At 63.8% G+C, this 15387-nt stretch carries 17 protein-coding genes and 1 tRNA gene; 8 read left to right on the top strand and 10 right to left on the bottom strand.

Annotated elements, in window-relative coordinates; genetic code table 11:
• Window positions 1–3: 3 nt before the first annotated feature.
• The 4 genes from BVG12_RS14550 to BVG12_RS14535 form a co-directional block, all read right to left on the bottom strand.
• Window positions 4–79, bottom strand: a tRNA-Lys gene (locus BVG12_RS14550).
• 105 nt (window positions 80–184) lie between these two features.
• Window positions 185–1957 (bottom strand): type IV pilus assembly ATPase TfpB, encoded by a 1773-nt coding sequence (tfpB, locus tag BVG12_RS14545; protein WP_075793014.1) that lies wholly within the window; start codon window positions 1955–1957, stop codon window positions 185–187.
• Window position 1958: 1 nt separating this feature from the next.
• Window positions 1959–2738: a spermine/spermidine synthase domain-containing protein gene (locus tag BVG12_RS14540; RefSeq protein ID WP_075793013.1), complete on the bottom strand. Its 780-nt coding sequence runs from the start codon at window positions 2736–2738 to the stop codon at window positions 1959–1961.
• A gap of 134 nt (window positions 2739–2872) precedes the next feature.
• Window positions 2873–3394: a glycine zipper 2TM domain-containing protein gene (locus BVG12_RS14535; RefSeq protein ID WP_075796373.1), complete on the bottom strand. Its 522-nt coding sequence runs from the start codon at window positions 3392–3394 to the stop codon at window positions 2873–2875.
• Window positions 3395–3779: 385 nt separating this feature from the next.
• On the opposite strand from BVG12_RS14535, the gene BVG12_RS14530 reads away from it, so the two are divergent.
• The 6 genes from BVG12_RS14530 to BVG12_RS14505 all read left to right on the top strand — a co-directional run bounded on the left by BVG12_RS14530 (window position 3780) and on the right by BVG12_RS14505 (window position 9549).
• The gene (locus tag BVG12_RS14530) at window positions 3780–4229 is read left to right on the top strand and encodes a barstar family protein (protein WP_075793012.1); all 450 of its coding nucleotides are present in this window, start codon (window positions 3780–3782) and stop codon (window positions 4227–4229) included.
• Window positions 4230–4519: 290 nt separating this feature from the next.
• Entirely contained in the window at window positions 4520–5131 is a 612-nt protein-coding gene (gene purN, locus BVG12_RS14525; protein ID WP_075793011.1) for a phosphoribosylglycinamide formyltransferase, read from the top strand.
• Window positions 5132–5149: 18 nt separating this feature from the next.
• Entirely contained in the window at window positions 5150–6439 is a 1290-nt protein-coding gene (locus BVG12_RS14520; protein WP_075793010.1) for an RsmB/NOP family class I SAM-dependent RNA methyltransferase, read from the top strand.
• Window positions 6440–6448: 9 nt separating this feature from the next.
• Window positions 6449–7801 carry a mechanosensitive ion channel family protein gene (locus BVG12_RS14515; protein ID WP_075793009.1) on the top strand — a complete coding sequence of 451 codons (1353 nt, stop codon included), beginning with the start codon at window positions 6449–6451 and terminating at the stop codon, window positions 7799–7801.
• A 140-nt stretch (window positions 7802–7941) separates the two neighbouring features.
• Window positions 7942–9153: a DesA family fatty acid desaturase gene (locus tag BVG12_RS14510; protein ID WP_075793008.1), complete on the top strand. Its 1212-nt coding sequence runs from the start codon at window positions 7942–7944 to the stop codon at window positions 9151–9153.
• Between the two features lie 159 nt (window positions 9154–9312).
• Window positions 9313–9549 (top strand): hypothetical protein, encoded by a 237-nt coding sequence (locus BVG12_RS14505; protein WP_075793007.1) that lies wholly within the window; start codon window positions 9313–9315, stop codon window positions 9547–9549.
• Window positions 9550–9561: 12 nt separating this feature from the next.
• Here the strand turns inward: BVG12_RS14505 and BVG12_RS14500 are convergent, their stop codons facing one another.
• The 6 genes from BVG12_RS14500 to radC form a co-directional block, all read right to left on the bottom strand.
• Entirely contained in the window at window positions 9562–9840 is a 279-nt protein-coding gene (locus tag BVG12_RS14500; RefSeq protein WP_075793006.1) for a hypothetical protein, read from the bottom strand.
• Between the two features lie 123 nt (window positions 9841–9963).
• Window positions 9964–11076 carry a hypothetical protein gene (locus tag BVG12_RS14495; RefSeq protein WP_075793005.1) on the bottom strand — a complete coding sequence of 371 codons (1113 nt, stop codon included), beginning with the start codon at window positions 11074–11076 and terminating at the stop codon, window positions 9964–9966.
• A gap of 133 nt (window positions 11077–11209) precedes the next feature.
• The gene (gene rpmG / locus BVG12_RS14490; RefSeq protein ID WP_005665735.1) at window positions 11210–11377 is read right to left on the bottom strand and encodes a 50S ribosomal protein L33; all 168 of its coding nucleotides are present in this window, start codon (window positions 11375–11377) and stop codon (window positions 11210–11212) included.
• A 13-nt stretch (window positions 11378–11390) separates the two neighbouring features.
• A complete protein-coding gene (gene rpmB, locus BVG12_RS14485; RefSeq protein WP_025511730.1) occupies window positions 11391–11627 on the bottom strand; it encodes a 50S ribosomal protein L28 in 237 nt (78 codons plus the stop codon).
• A gap of 167 nt (window positions 11628–11794) precedes the next feature.
• Window positions 11795–12346, bottom strand: a complete 552-nt coding sequence (locus BVG12_RS14480; RefSeq protein WP_075793004.1) for an NADPH-dependent FMN reductase — start codon at window positions 12344–12346, stop codon at window positions 11795–11797.
• A 35-nt stretch (window positions 12347–12381) separates the two neighbouring features.
• Window positions 12382–13056, bottom strand: a complete 675-nt coding sequence (gene radC, locus BVG12_RS14475; protein ID WP_075793003.1) for a RadC family protein — start codon at window positions 13054–13056, stop codon at window positions 12382–12384.
• A 78-nt stretch (window positions 13057–13134) separates the two neighbouring features.
• On the opposite strand from radC, the gene BVG12_RS14470 reads away from it, so the two are divergent.
• Both BVG12_RS14470 and BVG12_RS14465 read left to right on the top strand, forming a co-directional pair.
• Window positions 13135–14145 (top strand): LysR family transcriptional regulator, encoded by a 1011-nt coding sequence (locus tag BVG12_RS14470; protein WP_229503880.1) that lies wholly within the window; start codon window positions 13135–13137, stop codon window positions 14143–14145.
• Window positions 14142–14849 carry an SDR family oxidoreductase gene (locus BVG12_RS14465; RefSeq protein ID WP_075793002.1) on the top strand — a complete coding sequence of 236 codons (708 nt, stop codon included), beginning with the start codon at window positions 14142–14144 and terminating at the stop codon, window positions 14847–14849. Before BVG12_RS14470 ends, BVG12_RS14465 begins: the two co-directional genes overlap by 4 nt.
• Window positions 14850–15387: the final 538 nt, after the last annotated feature.

Raw genomic sequence — 15387 nt, 5'->3', positions numbered from 1 at the left:
ATCTGGTAGGCCGTGCTGGGCTCGAACCAGCGACCAACGGATTAAAAGTCCGCTGCTCTACCAACTGAGCTAACGACCCGAAGAAGGCACGCATTATAGCGGGCCGTTTTGATTTGCGCCAGAGGTAACGCAAATCAGTGCGCTGCTCCACGTCAGCGCCTAGTGCGCTGCTCCACGTCAGCGCCTAGTGCGCTGCCGTGGCCTTCAGCACTTCCTCGGCCGTCGTCACGCCTTCGGCGACCTTGTAGGCACCGGCGATGCGCAGCGGCTTCATGCCGTCGGCCACGCTTTGCTGGCGCAGCGCGGCCAGGTCCGTCTGTTCCTGCACGAGGTGGGAGAACGCCTCCGTGACGGTGACGAGTTCGTACAGGCCCGTGCGGCCGCGGAAACCCGTCTGGCGGCATTCCGGGCAGCCGATGGGGCGGTAGACCGTGGCCGGCTTCGTCAGATTCCAGGCGCCGCTCAGTACACTCCAGACGTCGTCGGAAAGGTCGCCATCCGGCGATTTGCAGTGCGGGCACAGCGTGCGCACGAGGCGCTGGGCCATGATGCCGATCAAGGTCGCTTCCAGCAGATACCAGGGCACGCCCAGTTCCAGCAGCCGCATGACGGCCGACGGGGCGTCGTTCGTGTGCAGCGTGGACAGCACGAGGTGGCCGGTCAGCGCGGCCTGGATCGCCATTTCCGCCGTCTCCAGGTCGCGGATCTCGCCGACCATGATGATGTCCGGATCCTGCCGCATCAGCGCGCGCACGCCGTCGGCAAACGACAGGTCGATGCCGGGCTGCACCTGCATCTGGTTGAACGAGGGCTCGACCATCTCGATCGGGTCTTCCACCGTGCACACATTGACGTCGCTCGTGGCCAGCGCCTTCAGTGTCGTGTAGAGCGTCGTCGTCTTGCCGGAGCCGGTCGGGCCGGTGACGAGGATGATGCCGTGCGGGCGCCGCGTCAGCGCGTCCCAGCGCGCCGCGTCGTCCGCCGGGAAGCCCAGTTCCGGCAGGGTCTTCACGACGACTTCCGGATCGAAGATGCGCATCACGAGCTTTTCGCCGAACGCCGTCGGCATCGTCGACAGGCGCAGCTCGACTTCCTGGCCGTCGTTCGTGCGGGTCTTGATGCGGCCGTCCTGCGGGCGGCGTTTTTCGATCACGTCCATGCGGCCCAGCAGCTTGATGCGCGCCGTCATGGCGATCATCACGACGGCCGGCACCTGGTAGACCTGGTGCAGCACGCCGTCGATGCGGAAGCGGACGATGCCCGCGTCGCGCTTGGGTTCCAGGTGGATGTCGGAGGCGCGCTGGTCGAAGGCGTAGCCCCACAGCCAGTCGACGATGTTGACGATGTGCTGGTCGTTGGCGTCGACCTGTTTATTGGTCTTGCCCAGCTCGACCAGCTGCTCGAAGTTGTTGCGCAGGGCGAGGTCCTGGCCGCTGGACTTGTTCGCGTCGCGGATCGATTTCGCGAGGCTGAAGAATTGCGAGATGTATTGCGCGATGTCGAGCGGATTCGCGATCACGAGTTCGATGCGGCGGCGCGAGATGCGCGCGATCTCGTCCTGCCATTCGGTGCGGAACGGATCGGCCGTGGCGACGACGAGCAGGCCCGGCCCCAGTTCCACCGGCAGGATATTGAAACGCGCCGCGTAGCTGGCCGACATCACGTCGGCGACCTTGGTGAAATCGATCTTGAGCGGGTCGATGCGGAAGAAGGGCAGGCCGACCTTGCCGGCGCACCATTCGCTGAGCACATCCAAGGTCAGCAGTTTATGCGGCGCCTTTGCCGAGACGATCTTGCACTGCGCGACCGCCGTGAGCGGATGCATCGAGCCGACCGCATTCTTGAGGATGCTTTGCGCCTGGGCGAAATGCGGCTTGACGGTCGATTTCTCGACGATGCCGTCGGCCAGCAGCCACGAAAAAATCGTCTGCAGGTCGAGGGCTTTCGGCTTGTGCATGTCAGTTCGCGGCGATGCCGTTGACCCAGGACTTGGCCGGCAGTTTCGTCGCCGCCACGATCTGCGCGGCGCGCGCGGCGAGGCGGGCGGGATCGAGGTCCGGCTTCGTCTTGAAGCACAGCGCGACGACGTTGCCCTCGTGGACTTCGGGCAGGCAGATCACGTGGGCGAAGGCGAAGCGCATGGCCTTGATATTCTTCGGGAAGCTCGGGTGGTCGCCGAACAGGTTGACGGTCATGACGCCGCGGTCCGTCAGGCAGGCGTTGCAGGCCTGGTAGAACTCGGGCGTGTCGAGCACGGGGCCGCGCGCGGTGGCGTCGTACAGGTCGCATTGCAGCACGTCGAGCGCGTCGTGGTTGGCGTCGTCCAGCACGAAATCCATCGCATCCATCTCGAGCACGTGCAGGCGCTCGTCGTCCGGCGGCAGCTTGAACATCGAATGACAGATCGCGATCACGGACGGGTTCAGTTCGACGGCCATCACCTGCGCTTGCGGGAACTGGCGATAGCAGAACTTGGTCAAAGTCGCCGCGCCGAGGCCGAGTTGGACGATGGCCTGCGGGTCGTCGATGAAGAGCATCCAGGCCATCATCTGCTGGGCGTATTCGAGTTCCGGCCAGTCCGGCTTGCGGATGCGCATGGCGCCTTGCACCCATTCGGTACCGAAATGGAGGTAGCGCACACCGTCCTGCTCGGACAGGGTGACGGGCGCAAACTTGGGCTTGCGTGCGGGACGGCGCGACGATTCGGCCTGTTCGATGGATTTACGTTTGATGAGCATAGGATGAGCGAAGGGAACATCCTATTATCGGGGGCGGGAATCCACAGCGCAAGAAGCGCTGTGGATGGCAGCAGACGCTGCGGAGGAAGCCGACGGCTCGGGGAAGGGGGCGGTCCCCCGCGCCGGAAGATTTGTTACTGGTATTGGTCCGCTTCGACCGACACGCGCAGGCGCACGCGGTTGCCCGGGTCGCGGTTCATGACGGTCGTGTAGGTGTGGCCGCGGTAGTCGTAGGTCACGTCGTAGCCGTTGGTGCGCTCCTGGATGGAGTCGACGGTGCGGCAGCGCTGCACGGCCTGTTCCTGCACTTGCGGACCGTAGTCGCGGCCATTGTTGTCGACGTTGTCGCCGACCATGCCGCCCGCGATCGCCCCGGCCGCGGCCGCGGCCACCTTGCCGTTGCCGTGGCCCACCTGGCTGCCCAGCAGGGCGCCGGCGATGCCGCCGATGACCGTGCCGGCCTGGCTGCGTTGTTGCTGGACCGGGGTCTGGACGTAATCGGTGCGGCATTCCTGGCGCGGCGTACGCACCTGCTCGATGCGCGGCTGCACGCGCACCACGCGGCCGAAGTCTTCGAAATCGCCAGCCTGGGCTTGGGCCAGCGGCAGGGCGCACACGCTGACGGCGGAAAGAATCAGTTTGGCTTTCAGGTTCATGGTCATACCTCGTTCTGGTGGTGCTGCGGATGCGTTGTATTAGTAAAGGCGATTCGCCACGTTTGAATCTTAGCGCCAGTTGGCCGTCTTTTACGATCCGCGTGGCAACAAAATGTAACAGGAGGTATACACGTCAAAACTCCGACTTCAGAGGAGAAAAGCGTGGAAAAACCGCCAACAATGGATGAGAAAACTCGTCTTTTTTTACAAATATGGCCGGCTCGTCCATATTCGGGTTGATTCGCTTACCACAAAACGTTACCCTTAGGAGACTTGGGGTTTTATTGGCGCGAAGAAACGAGACCAGGAGAAAGCGAACAAGCCCGCCGCTTCCACAACACCGCGCCTGGAGCAGCAGAACCAGACTGGGTGACTTGAGGAAAAAATGAGTTTGTTGATGAGAGTACCGCCGAATCTTGTGCAGTCCATCCGCGCTTACCGTGCACCGGAGCTGCAGAAGGAGGCGATGCGCCTGGGTCATCACTTTCTCTATGCCCTGTGCTCGAACGCGCAGACGAAGCAGCAGGTCTGCGCCCGCATCGGCGAGCAATTCTTTTTCCCCAAGCCGTGCAGCAAGAATTTCGACGCGCTGCGCAACTGCCTCACGCACGTCATTGCCGACGCCGGACCGCAGCCCGGCTTCATCGCCGTGCTCGACCAATTGCCGAATACGCAGAAATTCGACAAGGAAGCGCGCGAAACCCTGCTCGACGTATTCCGCGACGCGGCCGAATTCTGGGCCGAGAAAAAAGTCCCGTTCCGCGTATTTTATTCGTTCGAAGAGCCGCAATCGCTCCAATCCGTGGGTTGGGTGGGCGCACGCCCGTTCGAATAAGGCCGGGATGCGTCGTTCCCGCGAAGGCGGGAATAGTGCCCCGGCACGATTCCTTCCATGTTAAACATCCGAAATCGGAACGACGATGAGCCACGCGGCTTCCAAAGCGTGCTCCGATCATATTTTTCACTGCCCGTCATTCGACTTCGATCGCTCCGCATGGGGAGCGCCGGTGGCGCTATCCCGCTTGCGCGGGGAAGGCGTCGAAGCCGACGGGCACCTCGGCTTTCTCGGTTTCCCGGGCGACCTTCCTTGGGCTCACCCACCGGCTCGGGTTACAATGCGCGCTTATGAAAAATATCGTGATCCTTATTTCTGGCCGCGGCAGCAACATGGAAGCCATCGTGCGCGCGCAGCAGGCCGAGGCCTGGCCGGCCCGCATCGCCGCCGTGATCAGCAATAAGCCGGACGCCAAAGGCCTCGCATTTGCGCAAAGCCACGGCATTCCGACCGCCGTCGTCCCCAACAAGGAATTCCCGACCCGCGAAGCGTTCGACGCCGCCCTGCAGGAAACGATCGACCGGTTCGAACCGGACCTCGTCGTGCTGGCCGGCTTCATGCGCATCTTGACGCCAGCGTTCGTCGAGCACTACGCGGGCCGCATGCTGAACATCCACCCGTCGCTGCTGCCGCTGTTCCCCGGACTGCACACGCACCGGCAGGCGCTGGACGCGGGCGTCGAAGAGCACGGCGCGACCGTGCACTTCGTCACCGCCGAGCTGGACCACGGTCCGGCCGTGATCCAGGCGCGCATCCCCGTGCTGCCGGGCGATACGGAGGAGAGCCTGGCGGAACGCCTGCTGGCAGAGGAACACGTCATTTATCCGCAAGCGGTGCGCCTGTTCATCGAAGGCAGGCTCAGCATCGAAGGCGGCGAGGTCCGGATCGCCGCGACCCCCTGACATTATTCAAGGAACACCATGAGATTGCCACCCGCGATACTCGGCAATGCTGAAGAGGTATTGCGCGAGATCCTGCGCTTTACGTCCCCCGCCGACGTCACCCTGTCGCGCTACTTCAAGGACCATCCCCGCCTCGGCGGCCGCGAACGCGGCGCCATCGCCGAATGCGTCTATGCCGTGCTGCGCAACAAATCCTTCTTCACCGATTTCGCCGGCGCCGGCGCGACGATGCGTCGCCTCACCTTGCTGGGCATGGCGGAAGCCATCGGCGCGGACTCGCTGGGCGGCCTGTCGGAAGACGAAACGGCCCTGCTGACGCGCATCAAGGAGATCGACCGTTCGCTGCTGCCGCCGAAGAAGCTGGCGAACCTGCCGGACTGGCTGTACGACAAATTCGTCGCCCAGTACGGCGAGGAAGAGACGCTGGCCCTGGCCGCCGTGCTGAACACGCCGGCCCCGTTGGACCTGCGCGTGAATTCGCTGAAATCCGACCGCGACAAGGTCATCGCCGAGCTGGCGACGGCACCGATCGCCGCCGAGCCGACGCCCTATTCGGCGCTGGGCCTGCGCATCTGGAAAAAGCCGGCGCTGCAGAACCTGCCGCTGTTCAAGGAAGGCGTGGTCGAAGTGCAGGACGAGGGCAGCCAGGTGCTGGCCCAGCTGCTGGGCGCGCGCCGCGGCGAGATGGTCGTCGACTTTTGCGCCGGCGCTGGCGGCAAGACGCTGGCCATCGGCGCGATCATGCGCAATACGGGCCGCCTGTACGCCTTCGATGTGTCGGAAAAACGGTTGACGAAGCTGAAGCCGCGCCTGGCGCGCAGCGGGCTGTCGAACGTTCATCCTGTCGTCATCGCGCACGAACGCGACGCGAAAGTGAAGCGTTTGGCCGGCAAGATCGACCGCGTGCTCGTCGACGCGCCGTGCTCGGGCATGGGCACGCTGCGCCGCAATCCGGACGTGAAATGGCGCCAGCAGCCCGAAGGTATCGCCGAGTTGACGGAAAAGCAGGCCTCGATCCTGGACGGCGCCGCCCGCCTCGTGAAATTCGGCGGCCGCCTCGTGTACGCGACCTGCAGCTTGCTGGATGAAGAAAACGACGGCATCGTGCAGGGCTTCCTCGCCTCGCATCCGGATTTCGAACTGGTGCCGATGCATCAAGTCCTGGCCGAACAGCGCATTCCGCTGGAGATGGGCGACTATCTTAAAATGCTGCCGCACAAGCATGGTACGGACGGCTTCTTTGCCGCCGTGCTGGAGCGCAAGGCCGCGCCCGCCAAGGCCGCCGCCGACGAGACGCCAGCGGAGTAATTGGAGCCGATGCCGCTGACCAGCCTGATGGGGGATCTGCTCGACGACCTGAGCCGCCCCGGCATGCCGTGGCAGGTCGGGTCCGTCGTCGCCTGCATCCTGTTCGGCTGGCTCAGCGCGCAACTGGTCCGCGTCTGGTGGCGCCGCCGCCGCGGCGAAGAGGGCAGCCTGCTGCACACGGGCGTGGAGAGTTTCACGCGCGTCGTGGCGCCGCTGCTCGTCGTCGGCTTGCTGTATCTGGCGCAATTCCTTCTGACGAAAAGCCACTTCCACACGAACATCGTCAAAGTGGCGATCCCCGTGTTCTGGTCGCTGGCCGCGATCCGCCTCGTGTTTTACCTGCTGCGCCGCGTGTTCGCGCGGCGCGGGCCGCTGGGGCAGGCGTTCGTCACGTTCGAAAAGATTTTTGCACTCGTCGCGTGGCTGGCCGTGGTGTTGTACATCACGGGCCTGTGGCCGGACATCTTCGATTTCCTCGACAGTTACAAGATCCAGTTCGGTCCCAAGAAGTCGAGCAGCGTGACGCTGGCCGATATCGCGCAAGCCATCGCATCCGTCGTCGTCGCGCTGATGTTGGCTCTGTGGGCCGGCGCCGCGCTGGAAGAACGGCTGATGGGCGTGCACGCGCTGCACAGTTCGCTGCGGGTGGCGCTGGCGCGCCTGGGACGTGCGCTGCTGATCGTCTCGGCCGTGCTGCTGAGCTTGAACCTGGTCGGCATCGATCTGACCGTGCTGTCCGTGTTCGGCGGCGCTTTAGGCGTCGGTCTCGGTCTCGGCATGCAAAGAATCGCCAGCAACTACGTGTCGGGCTTCATCATCCTGCTCGAGCGCAGCCTGTCGATCGGCGACATGATCTCGGTCAGCACGTTCACCGGCAAAGTCACCCAGATCAACACGCGCTACACGGTGTTGCAAGGGCTGGACGGCGTCGAGACCGTGTTGCCGAACGAATTACTGATTTCCGGCCCCGTGCAAAACCAGTCGCTGACGACGCGCAAGGTGCGTGCCTCGACGAAGGTCACGGTCGCCTACGGTTCCAACCTGGACCAGGTAATGCCGCTGCTGGTCGAGCAGGCGGTCGGGACGCCGCGCGTGCTGGAAGAGCCGGCGCCCGGCATTGCGCTGTCGCGTTTCGGTCCGGACGGCTACGAGCTCGACCTGGGATTCTGGATCGCCGACCCGGAGAACGGGCAGGGCGGTGTCGTTTCGGAAATCAATAAAAAGATCTATGCCCTCGTGCAATCGGGCGCCATCAAACTGGGCTATCCCTCTGTTGATACGCGCCTCCTTGACTCCCATATAGCTTCGGTTGTGGCGCGAATCACGCAGCCGGCGCAAAATTCATCGTCGGGAGCGCATTGATTGCGTCAGTACGTGCCGTGCGGCATAGGTTCCACGTTAAAATGCGTGTTTGCGTCATGCATTAAAGCGTGACACTCTTGTCATAGCGACTGTTCCATAGAAAGAACGGCACGACCCTAGTCATCCTTAGTGGAGTATCGATGAATTTTCTCAGCAACACCCTGCACGCCGTGCTGTCCTTCCTGGACGGCGGTCTGTTCGACCTGTCGGTCTGGCAGATGGTCGTGTACACGCTGATTGTCACGCACATCACGATCGCCGGCGTGACGATTTACCTGCACCGCCACCAGGCGCACCGCGCACTGGACCTGCATCCGATCGCGAGCCATTTCTTCCGCTTCTGGCTGTGGATGACCACCGGCCAGGTGACCAAGGAATGGGCCGCCGTGCACCGCAAACACCACGCCAAGTGCGAGACGGTGGACGATCCGCACAGCCCGGTAACGCGCGGTATCAAGGAAGTGTTGTTGCGCGGCGCCGAGCTGTACCGCGCCGAAACGAAGAACAAGGAAACCCTGGACAAATACGGCCACGGTTGCCCGAACGACTGGATCGAGAACAACCTGTACACGCGTTACAGCTGGCTCGGCGTGTCGATGCTGCTGCCGCTGAACGTCGCGATGTTCGGCGTCCTCGGCATCACGATCTGGGCCGTGCAGATGCTGTGGATCCCGATCACGGCGGCCGGCATCATCAACGGCATCGGCCACTTCTGGGGCTATCGCAATTACGACTGCAACGATGCGGCTCGGAACATCATGCCGTGGGGCATCATCATCGGTGGTGAAGAGCTGCACAACAACCACCACACCTTCGCCACGTCGGCCAAGCTGTCGAGCAAGTGGTACGAGTTCGACATCGGCTGGGGGTATATCCGCGCGATGGAAATGGTGGGCCTGGCCAAGGTCAAGAAGACCATTCCGAAGCCGCGCTTGCAAAAGAACAAGCTGGAAGCCGACTTCGACACCCTGCAGGCCGTCATCGCCAACCGTTACGACGTGATGGCGAAGTATGCCAAGTCGGTCAAGCTCGCGTTCCGCGAGGAAGTCGAGCACCTGAAGCAGAAGGCCGAGCTGGAATCGCGCTTCCTCAAGAGCTCGCGCAAGCTGATGCAGAGCGAACCGGCCAAGCTGCAGGCGCCGCAACAGGCCCAGCTGGTCGAGCTGTTCCAGCACAGCAAGGCCCTGGAGACGATGCACCAGATGCGCGTGGAACTGGGCGCGATCTGGGAACGCTCGCATTCGACCCGCGACCAACTGCTGCACCAGCTGCAGGACTGGTGCGCCCGCGCCGAAGCGTCCGGCATCAAGTCGCTGCAAGAGTTCTCGATGCGCCTGCGCAGCTACGCGTAAGCATGACGACGGAGCCGGCATGGCCGGCCCATCACGACACCCCTCGCGCAGGGGTGTTTTCATTTGTGGATCGTGGCGCGCGGCAATGCGCCGGAAAAGTCTGCAGATCGCATCCGGCGCGGGTATGATCGCCGCACGGAAGTCAGGGAGAAACGTGTCATGCAAGAGCGCCAGCGCCGTTCAGACGAAGTCACCGCAAATGCCGTCGCGCGCGGCCTGAATATCCTTGCCGTCCGCAACGCGGAGCTGGCCCAGCGCTATATGGAACACAAGTTCGTTCCATCCGAGGTCATTCGCCGGGTCTTGACGCATCCCGACTTGCGGCGCCGGCTCAGCCCGGAGCAATCCATTTCCGAAGCCATCACGCCGTCGGCGCCGGACGAATCCGGTAGGTAGACGGCGCCCGGTTCAGGTGACGCCCCGTCCGGCCCCGGGCGGCAGCAAATCGGCGTCGACGCCTTCCTGGGCGGTAGCGTGTTCGGTCTGCATGCTGTCGTCGATCGATTGGCGCTCTTCAGCCGCCAGCTCGGGCGGATCCAGCATGTCCGCCAGCATGGCGGCGAGTTCGGGCGTGTCCCATGGGATGCCGTTGCGTTCCTTGACGTGGATATAGTGCCGAATCTCACTGTCCTGTTCAGGCGTGAGCGGCAATCCACGGAAGGTATTGGAAGGTCTGGATTCTTTCATGATGCTCTCGATTCATATCCCGTTGCCGGTACTGGCCTGAGACGAGCATCGGGCGGCGGCGCCGGTCATTTCACTGTACGCGCATCCGTGGCCAGCCAGCGCACGGCAGCGTGCCGGAATGAATCAGCGGCAGAACCGCTCGGGTGGAAAGCCGCAGGCGATCATCGTTCCCACGTCGGGATTCGCCAGATAGTCCAGGTGCGCCGTCATCGGATTCTCGATCAATCCCAGCCAGCTGCTGTCGTTCGATACGAGCACGTCCGCCACGGCCACGTCCGGCGCCGTGTAGCGGGCCGGCAGCAGACGGTAGGACAGCAGGTCGTTCGGATCCGTAAAGGCGACGACGGCCAGGCGCCGCAGGGCTTCCGTGCGGCGGTTGGGCTGGCGGCGGCGCAAGTCGAGGAAGCGCTGCAGCGAGTCCTGCACCGCCAGCGCGCGCGGGCCGGCCGATTGCTCGGCCAGGCCGAGGATGGGCAACTGGTTGCCGGCCATGAACAGCAGCCCGAGCCGGCGCGCCGCCTCCTGGCCCAGCGCCCGGGTCCGCGGCTGCCACGATTCCAGCATGGCGCTCAAGGCGTCGAACAGCATCTTGCTGCCCAGGCTTTCCGCGACGACGACGAGGGGCGTTTCGCTGTCCGGATTGTTGTCGATCACGTGCGCGATCGTCTGGACCATCGCGTCGCGGATCGCCACGTGGCTCTCGCCTTGGTAGATGACGGCATCGGACAGGCAATCGTTCAGCAGATTGTCCTTGACGTAGCCGTTCAGCGAGGTGCGTTTGGGCTTGCATTCGCCGGCGCCGGAGCAATCGGTCGGATCGCCCGTCATGTCGAAGTCGAGCTGGTGCTTCAGCGGGGCCGTCAGCGGCGACCATACGAGGGCGTGGAAGCGGACCGTGCCGCCGGCCAGCCGGCGCGTGCGCTCGACGATCCCGATGCGCGTGGGGGCGACCGGGCCGGCAGCCGGCACGCCCGTCGCCGGTATCGGCGACGGCCCGTGCGCTTCGATGATGCCGGCGATGCGGTCGATCTGGCGTTCCGCCCAGCCGGTATCGTGGGTGCACATGCCATGCACGAGGATCACGTCGACGGGCCGCGCGCCGGCGAGCGCGGTGATGCCCGCGATGCCGGGAAACGTCGCGCTGTCGTGCACGACGATGGCTGGGCGGTAGGGCGTGGAGCAGGCGGCCAGACAGGCCAGGACGGGCAGCAGCGACAGTCGAAAGTGCCTCATCATGCGTTCTCCAGCGAAGGGGACGTTCGACTATAGCGGCGCGGCCACGTGAATCGAATGACTCCAATCAATGGCCCAGAAAAACAAAAAGCCGCGCACTGCGAAGTGGGCGGCTTTTCTGAAGCAAAGAACCAGATTACTTGATCTTGGTTTCTTTGTAGATCACGTGCTTGCGTGCTTTCGGGTCGAATTTGGTGATTTCCATCTTCGCCGGCATCGTGCGCTTGTTCTTGGTCGTGGTGTAGAAGTGACCGGTACCTGCGGTCGATTCCAGTTTGATCTTGTCGCGGCCAGTTTTTGCCATGATGACTCCCTAATTAGATTTTCTCGCCGCGGGCGCGCATGTCGGCCAGCACAGCGTCGATGCCGAGCTTGTCGATGACGCGCAGGCCGGCGTTCGAAATACGCAGGGAGACCCAGCGGTTTTCGGATTCTACGAAGATGCGGCGGTTCTGCAGGTTCGGCAGAAAACGACGCTTGGTTTTGTTGTTGGCGTGGGAGACGTTGTTGCCAACCATCGGACCCTTGCCAGTAACTTGGCAAACACGTGCCATAGCGCACTCCTTGAATAAACTTCCACAATCGGAAAACGAGAGTATAGCTTGAAAACCGTCGCGTAATCAACAACTTGCGGAAAAAAATTGTTTCTCGATAAATCTACGAAATTTAACAATCGTGAATTCTCGCAATGTTTGCTTCGTAAGGTCCTGTTTACACACCATTATTCCCGGGTTATCGGGGCCGCGGCGGTGCGTCCGATATGCGCCACGAGTGCGCGCAGCGCGGCCGCGATGGGTGTCGCGAAGCGGGGAATGTCCGCGATCCGGTCCGGATCCACGCCGGAACCGATGACGGGAATGCGCAGGCAGGCGTCGAGGACGAGGTCGGCCGACATCGTGCGCAGCGTTTCCTTCAGCGCCTCGTCCGCGTGGAACGATTGATACGACGGATTGAGCACGGCGACCGGCTTGCCCGCGAACGGCGCGTGGCCGACGACCCAGTCGAGCGTGTTCTTGAGGGTGCCCGTGACGCCGTGCGCATACTCTGGGCTGGCGATGAGGAGGGCGTCGGCCGCCGTGATCGCGTCCTGCAGAGCCAGCACGCCGGAGGGCTGGTCGGTGCGCTCGGGATTGAACAGCGGGAAATCCTTGTGCTGCTCGAAGAGGTCGATGGCGACGCCGGCCGGCGCGAGGTCGCGGCAGGCGCGCAGCACGCCGCCGCTCATCGAACGGGCGCGCTGGCTGCCGCAGAGGGCAAGGATGCGTAGGGTCATGGGCTCATCTGTCACGGTGAAAACAGCATGCTAGCTCAGATCTGTCCGTGCTCCGAGAATGCATGCACCAGCGGGCCCGCGACGATGAAATGGTCGAGCACGCGGATGTCCACGAGGCCCAGCGCCTGGACCAGCGCCTGCGTCAGCCGCAGATCGGCGTCGCTCGGCTCCGGCAGCCCGGACGGGTGGTTGTGCGCGAGGATCACGGCGGCCGCATTGCGCGCCAGGGCTTCGACGACGACTTCGCGCGGGTAGACGCTCGTCTGTGTGAGCGTGCCGCGGAACAGTTCGCGGTCGGCAATGAGCCGGTTCTTGACGTCCAGGAACAGCACGACGAAGGATTCGTGGCGCTGGCCGCCCAGTTTGATGCGCAGGTAGCGCTTGACGAGTTCGGGCGAGCCGAACGCTTCTCCGCTCTGCAACTGCTCGGCGATGGCGCGCCGTGCCAGTTCCATCACGGCTTGCAACTGGGCATATTTCGCCATGCCGAGGCCATGCACCTCGGACACATCGTCGAGGCTGGCGCCGAACAAGCCGTGCAGCGAGCCGAAATGCCGCAGGATGTCGCGGCCCAGTTCCACTGCGCTCTTGCCGCGTACGCCCACGCGCAGCAGCAGCGCCAGCAGTTCCGGATCCGACAGGGCCTGCGCCCCTTCGCGCACGAGCCGTTCGCGCGGCCGGGTCTGTTCCGGCCAGTCTTCGATACCCATCCGAGCTCCTCCCTATGCGAGCGTGCATTATTCGCGCGACGGGAAACCGCTGGCTTGGGCATGCGCAATAATAAGCGCATGAACGACCTCCGCGCCTTCGACCTGAACCTGCTCGTCACGCTCGACGCCTTGCTGACGGAAGCGAACGTGACCCGTGCCGCCCGGCGGCTGCACCTGAGCCAGTCCGCCGTGTCCGGTCAGCTCGCGCGCCTGCGCCAGCTGTTCGACGATCCGCTGCTGCTGCCCGCCGACAATGGCCGCGGAATGACGCCGACGACCCGCGGCCTCGACCTCGCCGAACCCGTGCGCGCGGCCCTCGACCAGCTGGCCGGCATCGTGCGCGGACAGCCGGCCTTCGATCCCGCCACCGCGCAGCGCACGTTCCAGATCGCGGCCAGCGATTTGTCGACCGTCGTGCTGGGCCTGCCGCTGGCCGGCCGGCTGGCGCAATGCGCGGGGCCGGGCGTGCGCCTGGCATTCCGGATGGCCGACGGCGCCCGGATCGCGGCGCAGCTGCAGGACGGGGAGGTCGACCTGCTGATCGGTTCGGAACGCATGGTCCCGGAGAATATGCGCGCCCGGCTCTTGTTCGACGAGCATTTCGTCATGGTGCAGCGCAAGGGCCATCCGCGCGGCACGGCGCCGCTGGCCCTCGACGCGTATTGCGCCCTCCGTCACGTGCTCGTCTCCACGAGCGGCGGCAGCCTGCACGGCTTCATGGACGAGCATCTGCAGGCGCTGGGCCGCAGCCGCAACGTCGTGCTGTCCGTGCAATCGTTCGCGCTCGTGCCCGCTTGCTGTGCCAGTCCGACCACGTCGCCACCGTGCCGTCGCGGCTGGCGGCCTGGCATGCCGGCGTGCTCGACAGCTTCCCGCTGCCGTTCGAGAGCCGGGGTTTTGCGCTGTACGCGGCCTGGCATCCGCGCTTCCATGCCGACCCGGCGCTGGCCTGGCTGCGCGAACAGGTTGATCGCATCGCCGCGTGATCGGCGGCCCCGATGGGTCGTATCGGCGGATATGATTTCCGCCGGCGCGCGGCCGCTCCTACACTGCTTTTCATTGCAACCCATCATGAAAGGCAGACCATGAAAGACCAGCGCATCATCGTCATCGGCGGCACGTCCGGCATCGGCCTGGAAAGCGCCCGCCGCTTTGCGGCATCGGGCGCCAGCGTCACCGTGACGGGGCGCGACGCCGCGAAAGGCGCCGCCCTCGAGGTGCCCGGCATCCGCTTCGTCCAGCTCGATGCCGCCCGGCGCGAACAATGCGATGCGTTCTTCGCCGGGCACGGCCCGTTCGATCACCTGGTCGTATGCGCGTCCGGCGCGTCCGGGGCCGGCGCGTTCCGCGAGCTGGCGCTGGACGACTTGCGGACCGGCTTCGACGGCAAGTTCTGGCCCCAGCTGAACGTGTTACAAGCCAGCCTGACCGGCATCGCGGCGGGCGGTTCCGCGACGCTGGTCGGCGCCATCTCCGCCCGCGCCCAGCAGCCAGGAACGGCCGGCCTGGCCGCCATCAACGGGGCGCTGGAGGCGATGCTGCCCATCCTGGCGTCGGAACTGCAGCCGTTGCGCGTGAATATGGTGGCGCCGGGCGTGATCGATACGCCGTGGTGGCACCGCGTGCCGGACGCGCAGCGCAGCCGCTTGTTCGAAGAAATGGGCGCGGCCGTGCCCGCCGGGCGTGTCGGAACGGCGGCGGACGTGGCCGAGGTCATCGTCATGCTTGCTGGTAATACTTTTATCACCGGCAGCGTGATCGACGTCGATGGCGGCTGGAAGCTGCGGCGCTGAGCCCGCGTTTCCCGGCCACGACAAAATGACGACGGCTGAGGCGGGAGCGGCACGGAACGCTTACAATAGCGGTTTGCGTGCGACACGTGGTCGCGATCGCCGCCTTTGCGGCAGTTAGCTAAAGTTGTATCCATCCTGCAAGCCGATCGGTAAGTCCTTGATTTTATTATTAAAATCTCATGGGGCTGGCATGTAAACACCGAGGGCTCCCTAATTGCGTCCGCAATTTTGGGTCAAAAAGCAAACAAACACATTGCTCAAAAACTCGAGTCGAACACAGCTAGATCAATGATCAAGCCTAGTTTGGTTCGCATTTCTGCCCACAAAGCAGTTTATGTGTTGTTTCTCTGCAACGATTCTGAAAATATTTTCAGCAGTATCGGAAGCAGCGGACTCTTTGCAAATTAAAAGTCCGACGCATGGAATCTCAACCATGTCTAGCAAGATGGAAAGCAATATCGCGCAAGTTCTGCGGTGCCTTGTCACATCCTTCTCCGGACAGGGAAGGGCTGTGACCGGGTGTACGACCACCCGTCAC

This window comes from Massilia putida (genome assembly GCF_001941825.1).
Classification (GTDB): Bacteria; Pseudomonadota; Gammaproteobacteria; order Burkholderiales; family Burkholderiaceae_D; genus Telluria; species Telluria putida.
This window is presented reverse-complemented; position numbering and strand designations above follow the sequence as displayed.